This is a genomic window from Achromobacter animicus (genome assembly GCF_040775605.1).
In the GTDB taxonomy this organism is placed as follows: Bacteria; Pseudomonadota; Gammaproteobacteria; order Burkholderiales; family Burkholderiaceae_B; genus Achromobacter; species Achromobacter animicus.
Genome location: NZ_JAYGJK010000001.1, coordinates 4807078 through 4824153, shown reverse-complemented (window position 1 = coordinate 4824153; position 17076 = coordinate 4807078). Strand labels below are relative to the sequence as shown.

Here is a 17076-nt window from a genome sequence, read left to right as displayed (position 1 = left end):
GTGCGGCTTTATAGCGTGCGTAGCCCGGAAAAGCCCGGTGACGCCGCCTCTTTTATGGATCTGTTGCTGTCCTGCCACTTCGGGGCGGGCCGTCATGCGGCGGCCCGGGTGCGCTATGCGACGCGCGCAAGCGGGGTGAGACGCTCGCGATGCTGGGTGACCGCCTGCAGCACCAGCGGATGCAGCTGTTCCTCGCCGGCGTCGCCGTCTGGGCTGCGCGCCAGGAAGTCCAGCAACTCGTTGCGCATGCGCGGTTCCCAGAATTTCTGGATGTGATTGGTGACGCCTTCCAGCGCCTCGGGCCGGTCCGGCATGGCGTCGAAGAACTGGCCGATGCGGTTGGCCATGCGGATCAGGTTGACAATTTCCATTGCTGTCTGGCGTCCGGTTCAGGTGAGGATGCGTTCGGGGTGGGTGTAGATGGCGGCGTCGCCATCGCGCGTGAAGCCCAGGAGCGTCACGTTGGCGTCAGTGGCCAGGCGGATGGCCAGGGCGGTGGGGGCGGAGACCGAGGCCAGCACGGCGACGCCGGCGGATGCCGTCTTTTGCACCATCTCGAAGCTGGCCCGGCTGGACACCACGACGATGCCGTCGCTGCCGTTGACCGCCTGGCGCGCCAGCGCGCCGGCCAGCTTGTCCAGCGCGTTGTGGCGGCCCACGTCTTCGCGTACAAAAGCGACGGCGCCATCGGCGCCCGCCCAGCCCGCCGCGTGCGTGGCGCCGGTGATGTCGTGCAGCGTCTGGCGCGCACGCATGTCGCGCATGGCGGCCAGCACGGCCTCGATGCGCACGGGTGCGCCGTTGGTCACCGGGGCCACCGGCCGCAGCACTTCGGGCAGGGTTTCGACGCCGCATAGGCCGCAGCCGGTGCGTCCGGCCATGGCGCGGCGCCGCGTCTTCAGCTGCATTTCACAGGCGGACGAGATCTCCAGCTGAACGACGATGCCGCCGCATTGCGGCAGCAGGTCGATGCCGCGCACGTCGCTGACGCTGCCGATGATGCCTTCGGACAGCGAGAATCCCACGGCAAAGTCTTCCAGGTCCGCCGGCGTGGCCAGCATGGTGGCGTGGCTGATGCCGTTGTATTCCAGCGCCACCGGCGTTTCCTCGGCGACGTAGTCGGTCTCGGCGTCGGGCGCGATGGCCCCCGATCGCACGCGGATGACCTGGGTCGGCGTGCAGTCGGGGCGGGCGGTGGTCGGCGTAGGCATGGGATCCCTGGCGTGCTGGCTGTCGGTTACTTCCCGGTCAGCGCCGCCTCGGACTCGCGCGAGCGTTCGCGCAGGAGCTTTTGCTGGATATCCGCAAATCGCGACCATTGCCGCTGCCATTCCGACGGCTGCGACACGCGCGTCACCTGCACGGCCGTGACCTTGTACTCGGGGCAGTTGGTCGCCCAGTCGGAGCTGTCGGTGGTGACGACGTTGGCGCCGGACTCGGGAAAGTGGAACGTGGTGTATACCACGCCCGGCTGCACGCGGTCGGTCAGCGTGGCGCGCAGCACGGTTTCACCGGCGCGGCTCTGGATGCCGACCCAGTCGCCCTCGGCCACGCCCCGGTCCTCGGCGTCCTGCGGATGAATTTCCAGCACATCCTCGCCGTGCCACATGACATTGGGCGTACGGCGCGTCTGCGCGCCCACGTTGTATTGCGACAGGATGCGGCCGGTGGTCAACAGCAGCGGGAAGCGGCGCGTGCTGCGTTCATCGGTGGGCACGTACTTGGTGATCATGAAGCGGCCCTTGCCGCGCACGAACTGGTCGATGTGCATGATCGGCGTGCCGTCCGGCGCGTCGTCGTTGCACGGCCATTGCAGGCTGCCCAGCTTGTCGAGCTTGTCGTACGTGACGCCGGCGAACGTGGGCGTCAGCCGCGCGATCTCTTCCATGATCTCGCGCGGGTGCTTGTAGTTCATGGGGTAACCCAGCGCGTTGGACAGCGCCACGGTCACTTCCCAGTCGGACTTGCCGTTCTTGGGTTCCATCACCTTGCGCACCCGGGAAATGCGGCGCTCGGCATTGGTGAAGGTGCCGTCCTTTTCCAGGAACGAGGAACCCGGCAGGAACACGTGCGCGTACTTCGCGGTCTCGTTCAGGAACAGGTCCTGCACGACGATGCACTCCATCGCCGCCAGCGACGCCGCCACGTGCTGCGTGTTGGGGTCGGACTGCACGATGTCCTCGCCCTGGCAGTACAGGCCCTTGAACGACCCGCCCAGCGCGGCTTCGAACATGTTGGGGATGCGCAGGCCGGGCTCGGGCTGCAGCGTGACGCCCCAGTCCTTTTCGAATTGCGCGCGCACGGTGTTGTCGGAGATGTGGCGGTAGCCGGGCAGTTCGTGCGGGAACGAGCCCATGTCGCACGAGCCCTGCACGTTGTTCTGGCCGCGCAGCGGATTGACCCCCACACCTTCGCGGCCGATGTTGCCGGTGGCCATCGCCAGGTTGGCGATCGCCATGACGGTGGTCGAACCCTGGCTGTGCTCGGTGACGCCCAGGCCGTAATAGATGGAGCCGTTGCCGCCCGTGGCAAACAGGCGCGCCGCGCCGCGCACCGCCTGCGCCGGCACGCCGGTGATTTCTTCCATGGCTTCCGGCGAGTTCTCGGGCAGCGAGACGAAATCGCGCCATTCCCGGAATGCCTTTTCCTCGCAGCGCTCGGCGACAAAGTCTTCGGCGATCAGGCCTTCGGTGGCGATGACGTGCGCCAGCGAGGACAGCAGCGCGGTGTTGGTGCCGGGCCGCACCTGCAGGTGGAAGTCGGCCTTGATGTGCGGCGAGCTGACGAGCTCGATGCGGCGCGGATCGATGACGATGAGCCGCGCGCCTTCGCGCAGCCGCCGCTTCAGGCGCGAGGCGAACACGGGGTGGCCGCTGCTGGGGTTGGCGCCCATGACGATGACCACGTCGGTATGCATGACGGAGTCAAAGGTCTGCGTGCCCGCCGATTCGCCCAGCGTCTGCTTCAGGCCGTAGCCGGTGGGCGAATGGCAAACGCGCGCGCAGGTGTCGACGTTGTTCGTGCCGAAGGCGGCGCGCACCAGCTTTTGCACCAGCCACGTTTCTTCGTTGGTGCAGCGCGAGGACGTGATGCCGCCCACCGCGTCGCGCCCGTACTGGCTCTGGATGCGGCGGAATTCCGAGGCCGCGTAGTTGATGGCTTCGTCCCAGGACACTTCCTTCCAGGAGTCCGTGATGTGCTTGCGGATCATGGGCTTGAGCACGCGTTCCTTGTGCGTGGCGTAGCCCCAGGCAAATCGTCCCTTCACGCAGGAGTGGCCGCGGTTGGCCTGCCCGTCCTTCCAGGGGACCATGCGCACGACTTCCTGGCCCTTCATTTCGGCCTTGAAGCCGCAGCCCACGCCGCAGTAGGCGCAAGTGGTCACGACCGAGTGCTCGGCCTGGCCCATCATGATGACGGTCTTTTCCTGCAGGGTGGACGTGGGGCAGGCCTGCACGCAGGCGCCGCAGGACACGCATTCGCTGTCGAGGAAGGGCTGGTCCTGCCCGGCCGACACATGCGAATCGAACCCCTTGCCGGAGATCGTGAGCGCGAAGGTGCCCTGGGTTTCTTCGCAGGCGCGCACGCAGCGGTTGCAGACGATGCATTTGGACGCGTCGAAGGTGAAGTACGGGTTGGATTCGTCTTTTTCGGCCTTCAGGTGGTTGGTGCCCTCGTAGCCGTAGCGCACATTGCGCAGGCCCACCACGCCCGCCATGTCCTGCAGTTCGCAGTCGCCGTTGGCCGGACAGGTCAGGCAGTCGAGCGGATGGTCCGAAATGTACAGTTCCATCACGCCGCGCCGCAGGTCGTGCAGCTTGGGGGTTTCGGTAAAGACCACCATGCCGTTCTCGGCGGGCGTCGTACAGGACGCCGGATAGCCGCGGCGGCCTTCGATCTGCACCAGGCACAGGCGGCAGGAGCCGAAAGGTTCAAGGCTGTCGGTGGCGCAGAGCTTGGGGATGTTGATGCCCGCATCCGCGGCCGCGCGCATCAGCGACGTGCCTTCGGGGACGGTGATCTCCTGGCCGTCGATGGTCAGGGTGACGGTCTTTTCGGACACGCGCGCCGGCGTGCCCATGTCGCGATCGCGCTTGATGACGGTTTCTAGCATGGCGGTCTCGGGTTCAGGCCGCGTGGGCGGCAGACTGGGAGGACTCGATGCCGAAGTCCTGCGGAAAATGGTTCAGCGCGGACAGCACCGGGTAGGGCGCCATGCCCCCCAGCGCGCACAGCGAACCGCCAAGCATCGTGTCGCACAGGTCGCGCAGCAGATGCACCTGCTGTTCGCGCTGGTCGCGGCTTTGACCGCCAGCAGCGATCTTGTCGATGGTTTCCATGCCGCGCGTCGAACCGATGCGACAGGGCGTGCACTTGCCACAGGACTCGATGGCGCAGAACTCCATGGCGTAGCGCGCCATGCGCGCCATGTCCACGGTGTCGTCAAACGCCACCAGACCGCCGTGGCCGATCATGGCCGAGATCTGGATATAGGCTTCGTAGTCCAGGGGCACGTCCCACTGCGATTCGGGCAGATAGGCGCCCAGCGGACCGCCCACCTGCACCGCGCGCAGCGGCCTGCCGGACGCGCTGCCGCCGCCGAATTCATACAACAGATCGCGCAGGCTCAAACCAAAGGCCTTTTCCACCAGCCCGCCGTGCTTGAGGTTGCCCGCCAACTGGAACGGCAGCGTGCCGTGCGAACGGCCCACGCCATAGTCGCGGTAGTACGCCGCGCCCTTGGCCAGGATGATCGGCACGGTGGCCAGCGAGATGACGTTATTGATGACGGTGGGCTTGCCGAACAGGCCCGAGATGGCGGGCAGCGGCGGTTTGGCTCGCACCACGCCGCGCTTGCCTTCCAGGCTTTCCAGCAGTGAGGTTTCTTCGCCGCAGATGTAGGCGCCGGCGCCCTTGCGCACTTCCAGATCGAAGCGGCGGCCGCTGCCGTGCACGTCGTCGCCCAGCCAGCCGACACTGCGGGCGCGCGCGATGGCGGCTTCGAGCGTGGCGATGGCGTGCGGGTATTCGGACCGGACGTAGATGTAGCCGTAGGTCGCACCCACCGCCAGCCCGGCGATGGTCATGCCTTCGATCAGGACGTACGGATCGCCTTCCATCAGCAGGCGGTCGGCAAACGTGCCCGAGTCGCCTTCGTCGGCATTGCAGACGATGTACTTGGTGTCGCCGGGCGTGCCCGCCACGGTCTTCCATTTGATGCCGGTGGGGAACGCTGCGCCGCCGCGGCCGCGCAGACCGGATTCGACCATTTCGTCGACGATCTGAGCGGGCGCCATGGCCAGCGCGCGTTTCAGGCCTTGCAGCCCGCCATGCGCGGCGTAGTCCTGCAAGGACAGCGGATCGATCACGCCGACGCGGGCGAACGTCAGGCGCTCTTGATGCTTGAGGTAAGGAATTTCCTCGGTCAATCCCAGGCGCAGCGCGTGGTCGCCGCCCGTGAGCCAGCCGGCGTCGAACAGCGACGCCACGTCTTCCGGCTGCACTGGGCCGTAGGCGACGCGGCCTTGCGGCGTGGCGATTTCGACCAGCGGTTCCAGCCACAGCAGGCCGCGCGAGCCGTTGCGCACCACCTGCACGAACAGGCCGCGCTGGTCGGCCATGCGTTCGATGTCGCGGGCCACGGTGTCGGCGTCCATGGCCAGCGCCGCGGCGTCGCGCGGCACGTAGATGACGACGGGGGCGCTCATGGCGTGTCCTCCAGCGTGCGAGCCAGCAGGCGGTCGAGCTTGGCTTCGGTGACGCGGGCGTGGGGCTGGCCGTCGATCATGACGGCGGGCGACTGCGCGCACAGGCCCAAGCAATACACAGGCTCCAGCGTGAAGTTGCCGTCCGGCGTGCTGCCGTGGAAGTCACAGCCCAGCGCGGTGCGCGCGTGGGCGGCCAGGCGTTCGCCGCCCATGGACTGACAGGCTTCGGCGCGGCAGACCTCGAGCGTGTGGCGCGCGGCCGGCTCGGTGCGGAAATGGGGGTAGAACGTGATGACGCCGTGGACTTCGGCGCGGGAGAGGTTCAGGGCCTCGGCGATGGTTTGCACCGCCTCGGCCGGAATACAGCCCAGTTCGTGCTGGACCGCGTGCAGCACCGGGAGCAGCGGGCCGGGCTGGTCTTGCAGCCGGGCAAGGATGCGGGCCGTGGCCGCGATGGCCGGGGTGGTGGATGCCTGGGCGGCGTCCAAGGCCAGCTTGCCGCCCCGGGCCCCACCGCTGGATGCCAGATCGGATTTTGCCTCGCGCAGGTGCACGTCGGTCTCCTCCTGTGTTGCGTGACCCCGTCAACGGGGGCTTATGTGGCGGTCGGATTAGGGCAAATTAATATGTTTAAAAAAACATATAAAACACGCATCCGCCGCGTTATTTGTGTACTCTAACGAGGTACTTGAACGCCTTCAATAAGAAATAAATGACATATAAGTTCCGAATCGGCCTGCGGCCGCAATGGACATTGGGCGGAGACGACGAGGCGACCCCCGTGCCGTTGCAGGACATGCTTGCGCTGCTGGCGGCCATCGACGCCACCGGCAACATCGCCGGCGCCTGTCGCGCGTGCGGGCTGTCGTACCGCCACGCCTGGGGCGTGTTGCGGCGCTTCGAGACGCTTTTTGGCACGCAACTTCTCATCACCAATCGCCGCCAGGGCACGCAGTTGTCGCCCTTTGCGGAGCGCCTGCTGTGGGCCAACCGGCGGATCGAGGCGCGGCTGATGCCCACGCTGGACAGCATGGCGTCCGAACTGCAAGAGGAACTTGAACGCCTGCTGCCCGAAAGCGGTCCTCACCTGCGCCTGCATGCCAGCCACGGCTTTGCGGTGGAATCGCTGATGCAGCACATGAGCGGCCGCACGCCCGGGCTGGAACTGCGCTATCGCACTGCGATCGAGGCGCTGGCGTCGCTGGAACGGCACGAATGCGACCTGGCCGGTTTTCAGGTGCCGCTGGGCGATTTTGAATCGCCCATCATGGAACGCTACGCGCAATGGCTGCATGCGGACGACTACATGCTGATCCACCTGGCCGTACGCAATACGGGGCTGTTCGTCACCGCCGGCAACCCCAAGCAGATCCGCGGCATGGCGGACCTGGCGCGCCGCGACGTGCGCTTCGTGAACCGGCAGATCGGTTCCAGCACGCGCTATCTGGTCGGCCTGATGCTGCAGCGCGCCGGCGTATCGATCGGCGAAGTGCAGGGCTACGAAACCAACGAATTCACCCACATGGCGATCGCCGCGCACATTGCCAGCGGCATGGCCGACACCGGGGTCGGCGTGGAGACGGCGGCCTGCCGCTTCGGACTGGACTTCATCCCCTTGGTGCGCGAGCGGTATTTCTTCGCCATCCGCAAGGCGTCGTTGGACACGCCGGCCATGCAGGATCTGCTGTCCATCATGCGCGGGCCGGACTATGTCGGTTACGTGGGCCAGCTCGTCGGCTACGACGCCCGCGATACCGGCCGGCTGCAGACCCTGGACGAGGCGTTCCCCCGTGAACGCGCACCGCGATCTGCCGGGATATGATGTGCCAATGAGCAAAGTGATTTTCCTTGCCGATCACCGCGGCGCGCCGCTTTCCGTGCCGCCCGGGGAACTGCCGCCGCCCGGACAGCCCGCGTTGGACCAGCGCGCGCGTCCGCTGCGCGACCTGCGCATTTCCGTCACCGACCGCTGCAACTTCCGCTGCACCTACTGCATGCCGCGCGAGGTCTTCGACAGCAGCTACAGCTTCATGCCGCATTCGGCGCTGCTGTCCTTCGAGGAAATCAGCCGGCTGGCCGGCATCTTCACGCAGTTGGGCGTCGAAAAAATCCGCCTGACCGGCGGTGAGCCGCTGCTGCGCAAGCACATCGAAAACCTGGTCGGCATGCTGGCCGACCTGCGCACGCCGCAGGGCCGGCCGCTGGACCTGACGCTCACCACCAACGGCAGCGTTCTCGCGCGCAAGGCCGCCGCGCTGAAAAGCGCCGGGCTCACCCGCGTGACGGTCAGCCTGGATGCGCTGGATGCGGCCATGTTTCAGGGCATGAGCGACAGCGGCTTCACGCCGGACGACGTGCTGCGCGGTATCGATGCCGCGGCAGAGGCGGGCTTGGCGCCCGTCAAGGTCAACATGGTGGTGCGCAAGGGGCTGAACGACGGGCAGATCCTGCCGATGGCCGAGCGCTTCCGCCACAGCGGCCACATCCTGCGCTTCATCGAATACATGGACGTGGGCAACAGCAACGGCTGGAACCTGGCCGAAGTGGTGCCATCGCGCGAAGTGCTGGAACGCATCGGCGCCGTGTACCCGCTGGAACCCCTGGAATCGGTCGAGATGGGCCGCGTGGCCGAACGCTGGCGCTATGCGGACGGCGGCGGCGAGATCGGCGTCATTTCCAGCGTCACGCACGCCTTCTGCGGCGGCTGTACGCGGGCCCGCCTGTCGCCTGAAGGCAAGCTCTACATGTGCCTCTTCGCCCACGAAGGCCACGACCTGCGCGCCCCGTTGCGCGACGGCGCGACGGACGAGGAAATGGCGCGCATCCTGGCGGGCATCTGGTCCGCGCGCGGCGACAACTATTCCGAACTGCGCGGCCAGAACATGGCTGACCCGTCGCGCAAGATCGAGATGAGCTACATCGGTGGCTGAATCGTCAATGGCGCGTGACGACGTGGCTGGATTGATCCTGGCCGGCGGCCAGGGCTCCCGCATGAACGGGCAGGACAAGGGACTGGTCGTCTTGCGCGGCGAACCGATGGTGGCGCACGTGGCGCGTTGTCTGGCGCCGCAGGTCGGACGCTTGATCATCAGCGCGAACCGGCATGCCGCGGTGTATGCGCAATATGGCGAGGTGGTCGCGGACGATGAGCCTGAACTGGGCGACTGGCAAGGGCCGTTGATGGGAATTGCGGCGGCGCTGTCGGCGGTTTCCGTGCAAGATACGGCCGCACCGCAGTGGCTGGTCGTATCTCCGTGCGACACCCCTTTCGTGCCAGCCGATCTGGCAGGGCGCCTGATCGGCGCGGCACTCGCCGCAGATGCGTCAATGGCCTATGCCGTCGCCCACGGCCAGCGGCATTCCGCCTGCATGGCGCTGCGCACGGCGCTGCTACCTGAATTGCTGACCTACCTGCGCGGCGGCGACCGCAAGGTCGGGCTGTGGCAGGCGAGGGCGGGCGCGGTTGAAGCGAATTTCGACGACGCGCCGCCGCATGCCTTCATGAACGTCAACACGCCAGAAGATCTGGCGCTGGCGGAACGCTACGCCAGCCAGTGACGCAGGTCGTAGTACGAGACCGTATCCCTGTCCTGCACCAGCACATCCGCCGGCAGGCGCGCCAAGCCGGTGGACCACGGCAATGAGCTGATCACGCCCGACCCCTGATGGCCGTAAGGCACGAGTTCGCTGCCGCCTTCGTCCGCCACGCGGCACTGCACGCGCAGGAATTCCTCGCGGCCATCCTGGCGCGGCTGCGCGGTGCGCAGCGGCAGTTGGCTGACCGGCGGGAAGATTTCTTCGCGGCCCTGCATGCGGCGCATCAGCGGCGTCACCAGCGTGGCAAAGACGGCATAGGCCGACACCGGATTGCCCGGCAGGCTGACCACGGGCTTGCCGTCGATCTGCGCCAGCGCCACCGGCTTGCCGGGCTTCATGCGCACCTTCCACAGCGACAGCTCGCCGCCCAGCGCGGCCAGCGCCGGCTTGACCAGATCGCGCTCGCCGACCGACACGCCGCCCACGCTCAGCACCAGATCGCAATCGGCCAGCAGCGTCTTGAAGGCGGCCAGCAGGTCGGCCTCGGTATCGCGCGCATGCAGCACGTGGACGGGCAGGGCGCTCATGCCGCGCACCATCGCCGCCAGCATGGGGCCGTTGGAGTTGTAGATCTGTTCCGTGGCGCGCGGCTGGCCCGGCAGGACGAGTTCGTCGCCAGTGGTCAGGATGCCGACGCGAAGCTGACCGTAAACGGGCACGGTGGCCATGCCTTGCGAGGCCAGCAGTGCAACGTGCGCGGCCTGCAGCAGCGTACCTGCCGGCAGCAGTGCGGCGCCTGCCATCGTGTCCTCGCCGCGGCGGCGGATGTGCTGGCCCGGGCGCGGCTCGCGCGAAATCTGCACATGGTTGTCGGCTTCGGTCGTGTCTTCCTGCATGACGACCACATCGGCGCCCGCGGGAATCACGCTGCCGGTGAACAGGCGAATGGCTTGGCCGGGCTTGAGCGGCTCGGGCACGTCGCCGGCGTAGCAGCGCTGCTGGATCGGCAGTCGCGCTTCCGGACTCCAGTCGGCCAGGCGCAGCGCGTAGCCGTCCATGGCGCTGTTGTCGGCCGGCGGAATGTCCACCGTGGCGTCAAGATGGGTGGCGAGCACCCGGCCGCTGGCATTCGCCAGGTCGACGTGCTCGGTGCGTTGGAGGGGGGCGGCGGCGTTGGCCAGCAGGGTCTGAGCTTGATCGAAATCCAGCATGGGTGTCAGGCTTCTTCTTCGTGATTCTTGAATTGCGAGGCGAAATTGCAGGGGCGGTGGCCACTGTCGAGCTGCTCGCGAAGGATCTTTGTCCAGGCGGTCTCGCAGGCGTTGTTCGAGCCGGGCAGGCAGAAGATCAGCGTCTGGTTGGCCGACCCCGCGAACGCGCGCGACTGGATCGTGGAGCTGCCGATCTCGGTGTAGGAGATCTGGCGGAAGAGTTCGCCGAAACCCGGAATCTCGCGGTCCAGCAGCGGCAGGATGGCCTGCGGCGTGTGATCGCGATGCGAGAAGCCCGTGCCGCCGGTGGTCAGAATGACCTGCACTTCCGGGTCGGCGATCCAGTCGCTGATGACGCGGCGGATCTGGTAGATGTCGTCGCGCACGATGTCGCGCCGCACGCACTGATGACCGGCCTGCGCCAGGCTGTTCGCCAGCAGGTTGCCGGACGTGTCATCGCCCGCGCTGCGGGTGTCGCTGATCGTCAGTACGCCGCAGCCCAACGGGACCGGGATGGCTTCGCTCATGGATTCTCCTTTTTGTCGGCAGTGTCTTCGTCCCAGGCGTCCGTGCGGTCCTGGTCGGATTGGCGCTGTTCCACCCAGAAGCTGTCGCCGCCCGCCAGGGTTTCGCGCTTCCAGAAGGGCGCGCGCGTCTTGAGCGCGTCGATGATGTATTCGCAACCGCGGAAGGCGTCGCCGCGATGGGCGCTGGCCGCCGCCACGTACACGATCTGCGCGTTGCGGTGCAGCGCGCCGACGCGGTGGACGATGACCGTGCCGGCCAGATTCCAGCGCGCGCGGGCGGTGTCGGCAATGTCTTCGAGCTCGCGCTCGCACATGCCCGGATAGTGTTCAAGAAACAGCGTGTCGGTGGGCGTGTCCGGCGCATAGTCGCGCACGTAGCCCACGAATGTGACGATGCCGCCCACGCCGGGGCCGGCTGATTCCCGCAGCGCGGCAGTGAGCGCCGCGCTGTCAAAGTCGGCTTCCTGGACGCGGATCATGGCGTCAGCCTCCGGTGACCGGTTCAAACACCGCGACTTCGTCGCCGGCGCGGATAGCGGCGGTGGGCTTGGCGTGCGTCTGGTTGATGGCCAGCTTCAGGCGCGTGGCCGGTTCCAGCTGGGGATAGCGTTCGCCCAGCTCGGCCAGCAATTGCGCGCCGGTGGATTCGCCCTGCACGGGCCAGATTTCAGTGCGCTTGCCGACCAGTTCGGCCACGCGCGCGAAGTACAGCAGATTAATCGTTGCGCCATTCACCGCTTTTACCTCCCGCCTTGTACTTAAGGCGAACTTGTTCGATCACTATGCCTTTGTCGGCCGCCTTGCACATGTCGTAGATGGTCAGCGCGGCCACGCTGCACGCCATCATGGCCTCCATCTCGACGCCCGTCTTGTAGCTGGTGCGGCAGGTGGACAGGATGTCGATGCGATGCTCGGCGTCGTTCAGGGCGAATTCCACGCCGACGAACGACAGCGGCAGGCTGTGGCACAGAGGGATCATGTCGTCGCAGCGTTTGGCGGCCAGGATGGCGGCCACGCGCGCCGTGTTCAGGACCTCTCCCTTGCCTTGGCCCGGCTGGGTCAGCAGGCCATAGGCCACGGCGTTCATGCGGATGCTGGCGGCGGCGACCGCCACGCGCTCGGTGTCCGTCTTGGCGATGACGTCGACCATGCGGACCTGGCCGGCTTCGTCCAGGTGACTCAAAGTGGGGGTGGTCTCGGACATGGAAATCGGGATCAAGAATTGTTAATGAATGAAAAGAGCGGGGCCGGGCAAGCCGGCCGGGTCCGCTGTTCCGCCTATGATAGACGAGCAGTAAAGGGGGCGCGATAATCGCGCCTGCAGTCAGTGGAAGGTTGGATCGCCTTCAATATGTATCAGGAGACTTTCAATGCCCGTGCGGATGCCCAAGCTACGGTTCACCCGACGCGCCGGCAAGATTCTCCTGGGTATTGTGGCGTTCGTGCTGATTCTGTTTGGCGTTGCGGCCTGGCAAGTGCCAAAGGTGCTGCACGGCGTCCTGACTGACGATGTCTCGAAGATGATCGGCCGCGACGTTTCCGTCGGCAAGATCACCTTCAATCCCTTCACGCTGACCGTCCGCGCGCAAGACCTGGCCGTGGCGCAGCCCGGCGCGCAGACGCCGTTGCTGACCTTGGCCGAACTGGATGCCAGCGCATCGTGGACATCGCTGTTCTGGTTTGCACCGGTGGTCGATCGTCTGACGCTGCGGCAGCCTACCATCGCCCTCGTGCGCGAAGATGTCCATCGCTTCAATTTCTCTGACATAGAACAACGCGTCGCCGAATTGGCCGCCGCCAAGCCTGACGAGCCGCCCAAGCCGGACGAAGGCCTGCCGCGTTTTTCGCTGAACAACATGGTGATCGAGAACGGCACGATCACGCTGGACGACAAGGTCACCGGCCGCAAGCAGGTTGTCGACGAGTTCGCCATCGGCATCCCGTTCATCTCGACCTTCGGCTATGCCACCGACATCGACGTGCAGCCGCGCCTGCACCTGCGCATCAATGGCAGTCCGTTCGACCTGACCGGCGTGGCGCGTCCGTTCGACGTGGTGCCTTCATCCACCTTGCGCGTGGCCTTTGACGGCCTGCAACTGGAAAAGTGGGCGGACGTCTGGCCCATGCCGCTGCCGTTCAAGGTCGAGAGCGCGCTGCTGGATTCGAACCTGCAGGTCGTTTTCGAACAACCCAAGGACGCGCCGCCCAAGATCCGCGTCGTCGGCGATCTGGGCTTGCGCCGTCTGGACGTGCGGGATCCGTCCGGCGGCAGTCTGGCCGCGTGGAGTGCGTTGACCGTCAGCCGGCTGGAACTGGAGCCGATCGCGCGGCAGGTGTATATCGGCGAGGTCGGGCTGTGGGCGCCGCAGATCCATGTGCGGCGTCATGCGAATGAGCACTTGAACTGGCAGGATGTTGTCGCCGGACTGAAGGCGCTGGGCGGGGTGGAGCCGACCGCCACGCCTGTCCGCGATGAAATGCGCAAGGCCAGCGGGCTGAAGCCGCTGGCTGCGGGCGGGGCGCCCGCATCGGCGGGGACACCTGCCGCGGCAGGTGCGCAGGCGCCGGGTACGCAATCGTCTTCGACCTCGGCCCCCGTCGCCAAGGCAGACGCGGGCACGGGGTCAACGGCGCAAGCGCCCACCGGACCAGCGTCAGGCGCGCCGCGCCCCGCTGACCCGGCCGGCACTGCCCCGACGGCTGGCGCTACTCCGACGGCGGCAGGCACTGCCCCGACGGCTGGCGCTGCCCCGGCCGCCGACACTGCCGCCGCTAGCGCGCCCACCCCCGCACCCGCCGAATGGCAAGTCACCCTCGACGCCTTCAACCTCCACGAAGGCGAGGTCTACGTCACCGACGCGGTCAGCAAGCTCGACTACGTGATGACCGGCTTGGCCGCCACTGTTGAAGGCGTCGAACTGCCGCAGCAGCCGGACCGGCCCATCAACCTGTGGCTGACCATGGACAACAGCACCGATGGCGGCTGGCTGCGCGCCAAAGGGCCGCTCGTCATCAAACCGCTGTCGCTCGACATGAACGTGCGCCTGGGCAATGTGGCGCTCGCGCCGTTGGCGCCCGCCGTGCGTAGCGCTGCGCCGATCAGCCTGCTTGACGGCCGACTGGGCGCCACCGCGCAGGTCCACGTGCGCGAAAAAGGCGGCGCGATCGACGCATCCGCCACGGCCGTGCAAGCCGACCTGACACAGTTCAAGGCCCGTGACGAATCGCTCAAGCCCGCGCTCGACATCGCAATGCAGTCCTTGCGCATCACCGCCGACCGCCTCGCCATGGGCCCCGGCCAAAGCAACTTCACCCTGGCCGCTGCCGGCGTCCAGGGCGACGGCAAGCTGGACCTCAAAGGCGTCTTCACCCCGCAGCCGCTTACCCTCAAGACCGCCGTCGACCTCTCCGGCCTGAATGTCGCCAGCTTCGCGCCGTACTTCGCCTCCAGCCTGAACGCCACCGTCCGCGCCGTCACGCTGGGCGCCAAGGGCAACGCCGAATTCATTGCCGCCGCCGGCAACGCCCCGATGAAGGCCGCCTGGAAGGGCGCCGTCGACGTCACCGACCTGGATCTGCAAGACCGCGTCAACAAGGACGACTTCCTGAACTGGAAGCGCCTGGGCTTCACCGGCATGGACATCTCCGTGGCGGGCGACAAGATCGGCGCCAAACTGGGCGACATCGCGCTCGAAGACTTCTACGGCCGCATCCTGCTCAATGCGCAAGGCCGGCTCAACGTCATGGACCTTGTGGCCGCGCCTGGACAGGCCGGCGGCTCCATCACGCAGGACACGCAGACGCCAGGCCGCAGCGCCGATACACCCGCCGCGCCGCCTGCACCCGCGGCGCCTGCGCCGTCCGCCAAGGGCAGCCGGGCAAGCGCCATGCCGGACATCTCGGTCAACAGCGTCACGCTGACTCGCGGACGCATGACCTTCACCGACCGCTTCGTCAAACCCAACTACGTCGCCGAGCTGTCCAGCATCGAAGGCGGCATCACCGCCGTCTCTTCCACCAACCCGCAGCCCGCCAAGGTCAAGGTCACGGGGCGGGTCTACACCACCGCGCCGCTCTCCATCAGCGGCGTCGTGCAGCCCTTCGCCCAATACCTGACCCTGGACCTCAAGGCGTCCGCCAAGGGCGTCGACCTGCCACGCTTCAACACCTATTCGGCCAAGTACGTCGGCTACCCCATCAAGCGCGGCAAGCTCTCGGTAGACCTGGAATACAAGATCAAGAACCGCGCCTTGCAGGCCACCAACCACGTCGTGCTCAACCAGCTCACCTTCGGCGACAAGACCAACAGCCCTGACGCCACCAAGCTACCCGTGCTGCTGGCCGTCGCGCTGCTCAAGGACTCGCGCGGCAACATCGACATCAACCTGCCCATCTCCGGCTCGCTCGACGACCCCGAGTTCTCGGTCGGCGGCATCGTCGTGCGCGTGCTGATGAACCTTGTCGTCAAAGCCGTGACCTCGCCCTTCAGCCTGCTCGCGTCCGCGTTCGGCGGGGGCGAAGAATTGTCCTACGTCGAATTCGCGCCCGGCAGCGCCGTTCTCACCGAAGACACGATCCAGCGCATCGATACCCTTACCAAGGCGCTCACCGACCGCCCGGCCCTCAAGCTGGACATCAGCGGCCGCGCCGACCCCAAGACCGACTCGGAAGGCCTGCGCCAGGCCTGGGTCGACGCCCAGATCCGCGCCGCCAAGGCCGCCGACGTCGCGCCGCGCGGCAAGAAGCCCGACCCCAAGGGTGTCACGGTCTCCGCCGCCGAACGTGCCAAGTACCTCGAAGACGTCTACGATGACGCAGACCTCAAGGACAAACCGCGCAATTTCATCGGCATGGCCAAGTCGGTGCCGGCCGCACAGATGGAAGCAATGCTCCGCGCGGCGGCCCCGGTCGGCGAGGATCAACTGCGCCAACTGGCCGATGCCCGGGCGCAGGCGGTATATGAGAAGTTGCAAGCCCAGGAAGGACTCGCGGATCGCGTGTTCATCGTTGCGCCGCAGCTGGACGCCGATGGCATCAAGGACGAGGGACAACCCTCACGCGTGGACTTCTCCCTGAAGTGAACTCGGCAGGCCCGGGCAGGGACGCGAGGCGCGTCCCTCCGTGCCCGTCTTTTACCAGGAGATTTTTCGATGAAAGACCAGGACGACGCGCATTTCGACAGCCTGCTCCCGCCCTTGCGGCTGGACCGGCGAGGCTTCCTTGCCACCACCGCGGCGGCAGGTTTCTCGCTGGCGGCAGGCCCCGTGGTGGCGCAAACCGCCATCACCACGGACGCCAAGGGCCTCGTGGCCGGCAGGATCGAAATCCCGACCTCCGACGGCAAGATCCCCGCGTTCCGCGCCGCGCCGGATGGCAAGAAGAACCTGCCCACGATCATCGTCGTCCAGGAAATCTTCGGCGTGCACGAATACATCCAGGACGTCTGCCGGCGCCTCGCCCACCAGGGCTACCTCGCCATCGCGCCGGAACTCTATGCGCGCCAGGGCGACCCGTCCAAGTACACCGAAATCCCCAAACTGCAGGCCGAAATCGTCAGCAAGGTCCCCGACAAACAGGTCATCGCCGACCTGGACGCCACCGCCGCCTGGGCCGCCGCCAACGGCGGCAACCCCGACCGTCTGGGCATCCTGGGCTTCTGCTGGGGCGGCCGCCAGGTCTGGCTCTACGCCGCCCACAACGCCAAACTGAAGGCCGGCGCCGCCTGGTACGGCCAGTTGGCGGGTGACCCCACGGAACTCAAACCCAAGTCGGCCCTGGCCATCGTCAACGACCTGAAGGCCCCGGTGCTTGGCGCCTACGGCGGCAAGGACGCCGGCATCTCCCAGGCAGACGTCGACCGCATGCGCGTCGAGCTAGCGAAGGGCTCCGCCGCCGCCAAGGCGTCGCGCATCGATATCTACCCCGAGGCCGGTCATGCGTTCCACGCGGATTACCGGCCGTCGTACCGCAAGGCAGAAGCGGAACAGGCGTGGACGCGGATGCTGGATTGGTTCAAGCAGAACGGGTTGTAAGGGACAACTTTCCCGAAGGCTCAGCGATCGGGCCAACTTTGACCTGCTCGGGTCAAGGTTG

The 17076-nt window shown here is 66.8% G+C and carries 15 protein-coding genes; 5 read left to right on the top strand and 10 right to left on the bottom strand.

What is annotated here, in order from left to right; all coding sequences use genetic code 11:
- Nucleotides 1-113 precede the first annotated feature (113 nt).
- From AB3147_RS22095 to AB3147_RS22075, 5 genes are read right to left on the bottom strand one after another with little or no spacing between them, the layout of a single operon-like run.
- Nucleotides 114-371 carry a formate dehydrogenase subunit delta gene (locus AB3147_RS22095; RefSeq protein WP_105240256.1) on the bottom strand — a complete coding sequence of 86 codons (258 nt, stop codon included), beginning with the start codon at nt 369-371 and terminating at the stop codon, nt 114-116.
- Between the two features lie 18 nt (nt 372-389).
- On the bottom strand, nt 390-1211 hold the full coding sequence (gene fdhD, locus AB3147_RS22090; protein ID WP_175124505.1) for a formate dehydrogenase accessory sulfurtransferase FdhD: 822 nt from the start codon (nt 1209-1211) through the stop codon (nt 390-392).
- A gap of 26 nt (nt 1212-1237) precedes the next feature.
- On the bottom strand, nt 1238-4114 hold the full coding sequence (fdhF, locus tag AB3147_RS22085; RefSeq protein ID WP_367352965.1) for a formate dehydrogenase subunit alpha: 2877 nt from the start codon (nt 4112-4114) through the stop codon (nt 1238-1240).
- Between the two features lie 13 nt (nt 4115-4127).
- Nucleotides 4128-5708 carry a formate dehydrogenase beta subunit gene (locus tag AB3147_RS22080; RefSeq protein WP_367352964.1) on the bottom strand — a complete coding sequence of 527 codons (1581 nt, stop codon included), beginning with the start codon at nt 5706-5708 and terminating at the stop codon, nt 4128-4130.
- Nucleotides 5705-6262 carry a formate dehydrogenase subunit gamma gene (locus AB3147_RS22075; RefSeq protein ID WP_056571757.1) on the bottom strand — a complete coding sequence of 186 codons (558 nt, stop codon included), beginning with the start codon at nt 6260-6262 and terminating at the stop codon, nt 5705-5707. Before AB3147_RS22075 ends, AB3147_RS22080 begins: the two co-directional genes overlap by 4 nt.
- Nucleotides 6263-6420: 158 nt before the next feature.
- Between AB3147_RS22075 and AB3147_RS22070 the strand changes: the two genes are divergently transcribed.
- From AB3147_RS22070 to mobA, 3 genes are read left to right on the top strand one after another with little or no spacing between them, the layout of a single operon-like run.
- Nucleotides 6421-7530, top strand: coding sequence for a substrate-binding domain-containing protein (locus tag AB3147_RS22070; RefSeq protein ID WP_279970928.1), 1110 nt, complete (start codon nt 6421-6423; stop codon nt 7528-7530).
- 7 nt (nt 7531-7537) lie between these two features.
- Nucleotides 7538-8638: a GTP 3',8-cyclase MoaA gene (moaA, locus tag AB3147_RS22065; RefSeq protein WP_367352963.1), complete on the top strand. Its 1101-nt coding sequence runs from the start codon at nt 7538-7540 to the stop codon at nt 8636-8638.
- A gap of 7 nt (nt 8639-8645) precedes the next feature.
- Nucleotides 8646-9266 (top strand): molybdenum cofactor guanylyltransferase MobA, encoded by a 621-nt coding sequence (gene mobA, locus AB3147_RS22060; RefSeq protein ID WP_367353570.1) that lies wholly within the window; start codon nt 8646-8648, stop codon nt 9264-9266.
- Here the strand turns inward: mobA and AB3147_RS22055 are convergent.
- Genes AB3147_RS22055 through moaC form a run of 5 tightly spaced genes read right to left on the bottom strand, consistent with a single transcriptional unit; the run spans nt 9251 to nt 12187 of the window.
- Complete coding sequence (locus AB3147_RS22055; RefSeq protein WP_175124511.1) at nt 9251-10456, bottom strand: molybdopterin molybdotransferase MoeA; 1206 nt, start codon at nt 10454-10456, stop codon at nt 9251-9253. The genes mobA and AB3147_RS22055 overlap by 16 nt on opposite strands.
- A 5-nt stretch (nt 10457-10461) precedes the next feature.
- Complete coding sequence (gene moaB / locus AB3147_RS22050) at nt 10462-10983, bottom strand: molybdenum cofactor biosynthesis protein B (protein WP_175137751.1); 522 nt, start codon at nt 10981-10983, stop codon at nt 10462-10464.
- Complete coding sequence (locus AB3147_RS22045) at nt 10980-11462, bottom strand: molybdenum cofactor biosynthesis protein MoaE (protein ID WP_367352962.1); 483 nt, start codon at nt 11460-11462, stop codon at nt 10980-10982. The genes moaB and AB3147_RS22045 overlap by 4 nt, the downstream gene beginning before the upstream one ends.
- A 4-nt stretch (nt 11463-11466) precedes the next feature.
- On the bottom strand, nt 11467-11718 hold the full coding sequence (locus AB3147_RS22040) for a MoaD/ThiS family protein (protein ID WP_279970931.1): 252 nt from the start codon (nt 11716-11718) through the stop codon (nt 11467-11469).
- Entirely contained in the window at nt 11699-12187 is a 489-nt protein-coding gene (gene moaC, locus AB3147_RS22035; RefSeq protein WP_367352961.1) for a cyclic pyranopterin monophosphate synthase MoaC, read from the bottom strand. Before moaC ends, AB3147_RS22040 begins: the two co-directional genes overlap by 20 nt.
- 166 nt (nt 12188-12353) lie before the next feature.
- On the opposite strand from moaC, the gene AB3147_RS22030 reads away from it, so the two are divergent.
- A complete protein-coding gene (locus AB3147_RS22030) occupies nt 12354-16064 on the top strand; it encodes a DUF748 domain-containing protein (RefSeq protein WP_367352960.1) in 3711 nt (1236 codons plus the stop codon).
- A gap of 69 nt (nt 16065-16133) precedes the next feature.
- A complete protein-coding gene (locus AB3147_RS22025; protein ID WP_367352959.1) occupies nt 16134-17015 on the top strand; it encodes a dienelactone hydrolase family protein in 882 nt (293 codons plus the stop codon).
- Nucleotides 17016-17076 lie beyond the last annotated feature (61 nt).

Coding starts and splice junctions, on each gene's coding strand:
- AB3147_RS22095 (WP_105240256.1), bottom strand. CDS start 371: ATGGAAATTGTCAACCTGATCCGCATGGCCAACCGCATCGGCCAGTTC.
- fdhD (WP_175124505.1), bottom strand. CDS start 1,211: ATGCCTACGCCGACCACCGCCCGCCCCGACTGCACGCCGACCCAGGTC.
- fdhF (WP_367352965.1), bottom strand. CDS start 4,114: ATGCTAGAAACCGTCATCAAGCGCGATCGCGACATGGGCACGCCGGCG.
- AB3147_RS22080 (WP_367352964.1), bottom strand. CDS start 5,708: ATGAGCGCCCCCGTCGTCATCTACGTGCCGCGCGACGCCGCGGCGCTG.
- AB3147_RS22070 (WP_279970928.1), top strand. CDS start 6,421: ATGACATATAAGTTCCGAATCGGCCTGCGGCCGCAATGGACATTGGGC.
- moaA (WP_367352963.1), top strand. CDS start 7,538: ATGAGCAAAGTGATTTTCCTTGCCGATCACCGCGGCGCGCCGCTTTCC.
- mobA (WP_367353570.1), top strand. CDS start 8,646: ATGGCGCGTGACGACGTGGCTGGATTGATCCTGGCCGGCGGCCAGGGC.
- AB3147_RS22055 (WP_175124511.1), bottom strand. CDS start 10,456: ATGCTGGATTTCGATCAAGCTCAGACCCTGCTGGCCAACGCCGCCGCC.
- moaB (WP_175137751.1), bottom strand. CDS start 10,983: ATGAGCGAAGCCATCCCGGTCCCGTTGGGCTGCGGCGTACTGACGATC.
- AB3147_RS22045 (WP_367352962.1), bottom strand. CDS start 11,462: ATGATCCGCGTCCAGGAAGCCGACTTTGACAGCGCGGCGCTCACTGCC.
- moaC (WP_367352961.1), bottom strand. CDS start 12,187: ATGTCCGAGACCACCCCCACTTTGAGTCACCTGGACGAAGCCGGCCAG.
- AB3147_RS22030 (WP_367352960.1), top strand. CDS start 12,354: ATGCCCGTGCGGATGCCCAAGCTACGGTTCACCCGACGCGCCGGCAAG.
- AB3147_RS22025 (WP_367352959.1), top strand. CDS start 16,134: ATGAAAGACCAGGACGACGCGCATTTCGACAGCCTGCTCCCGCCCTTG.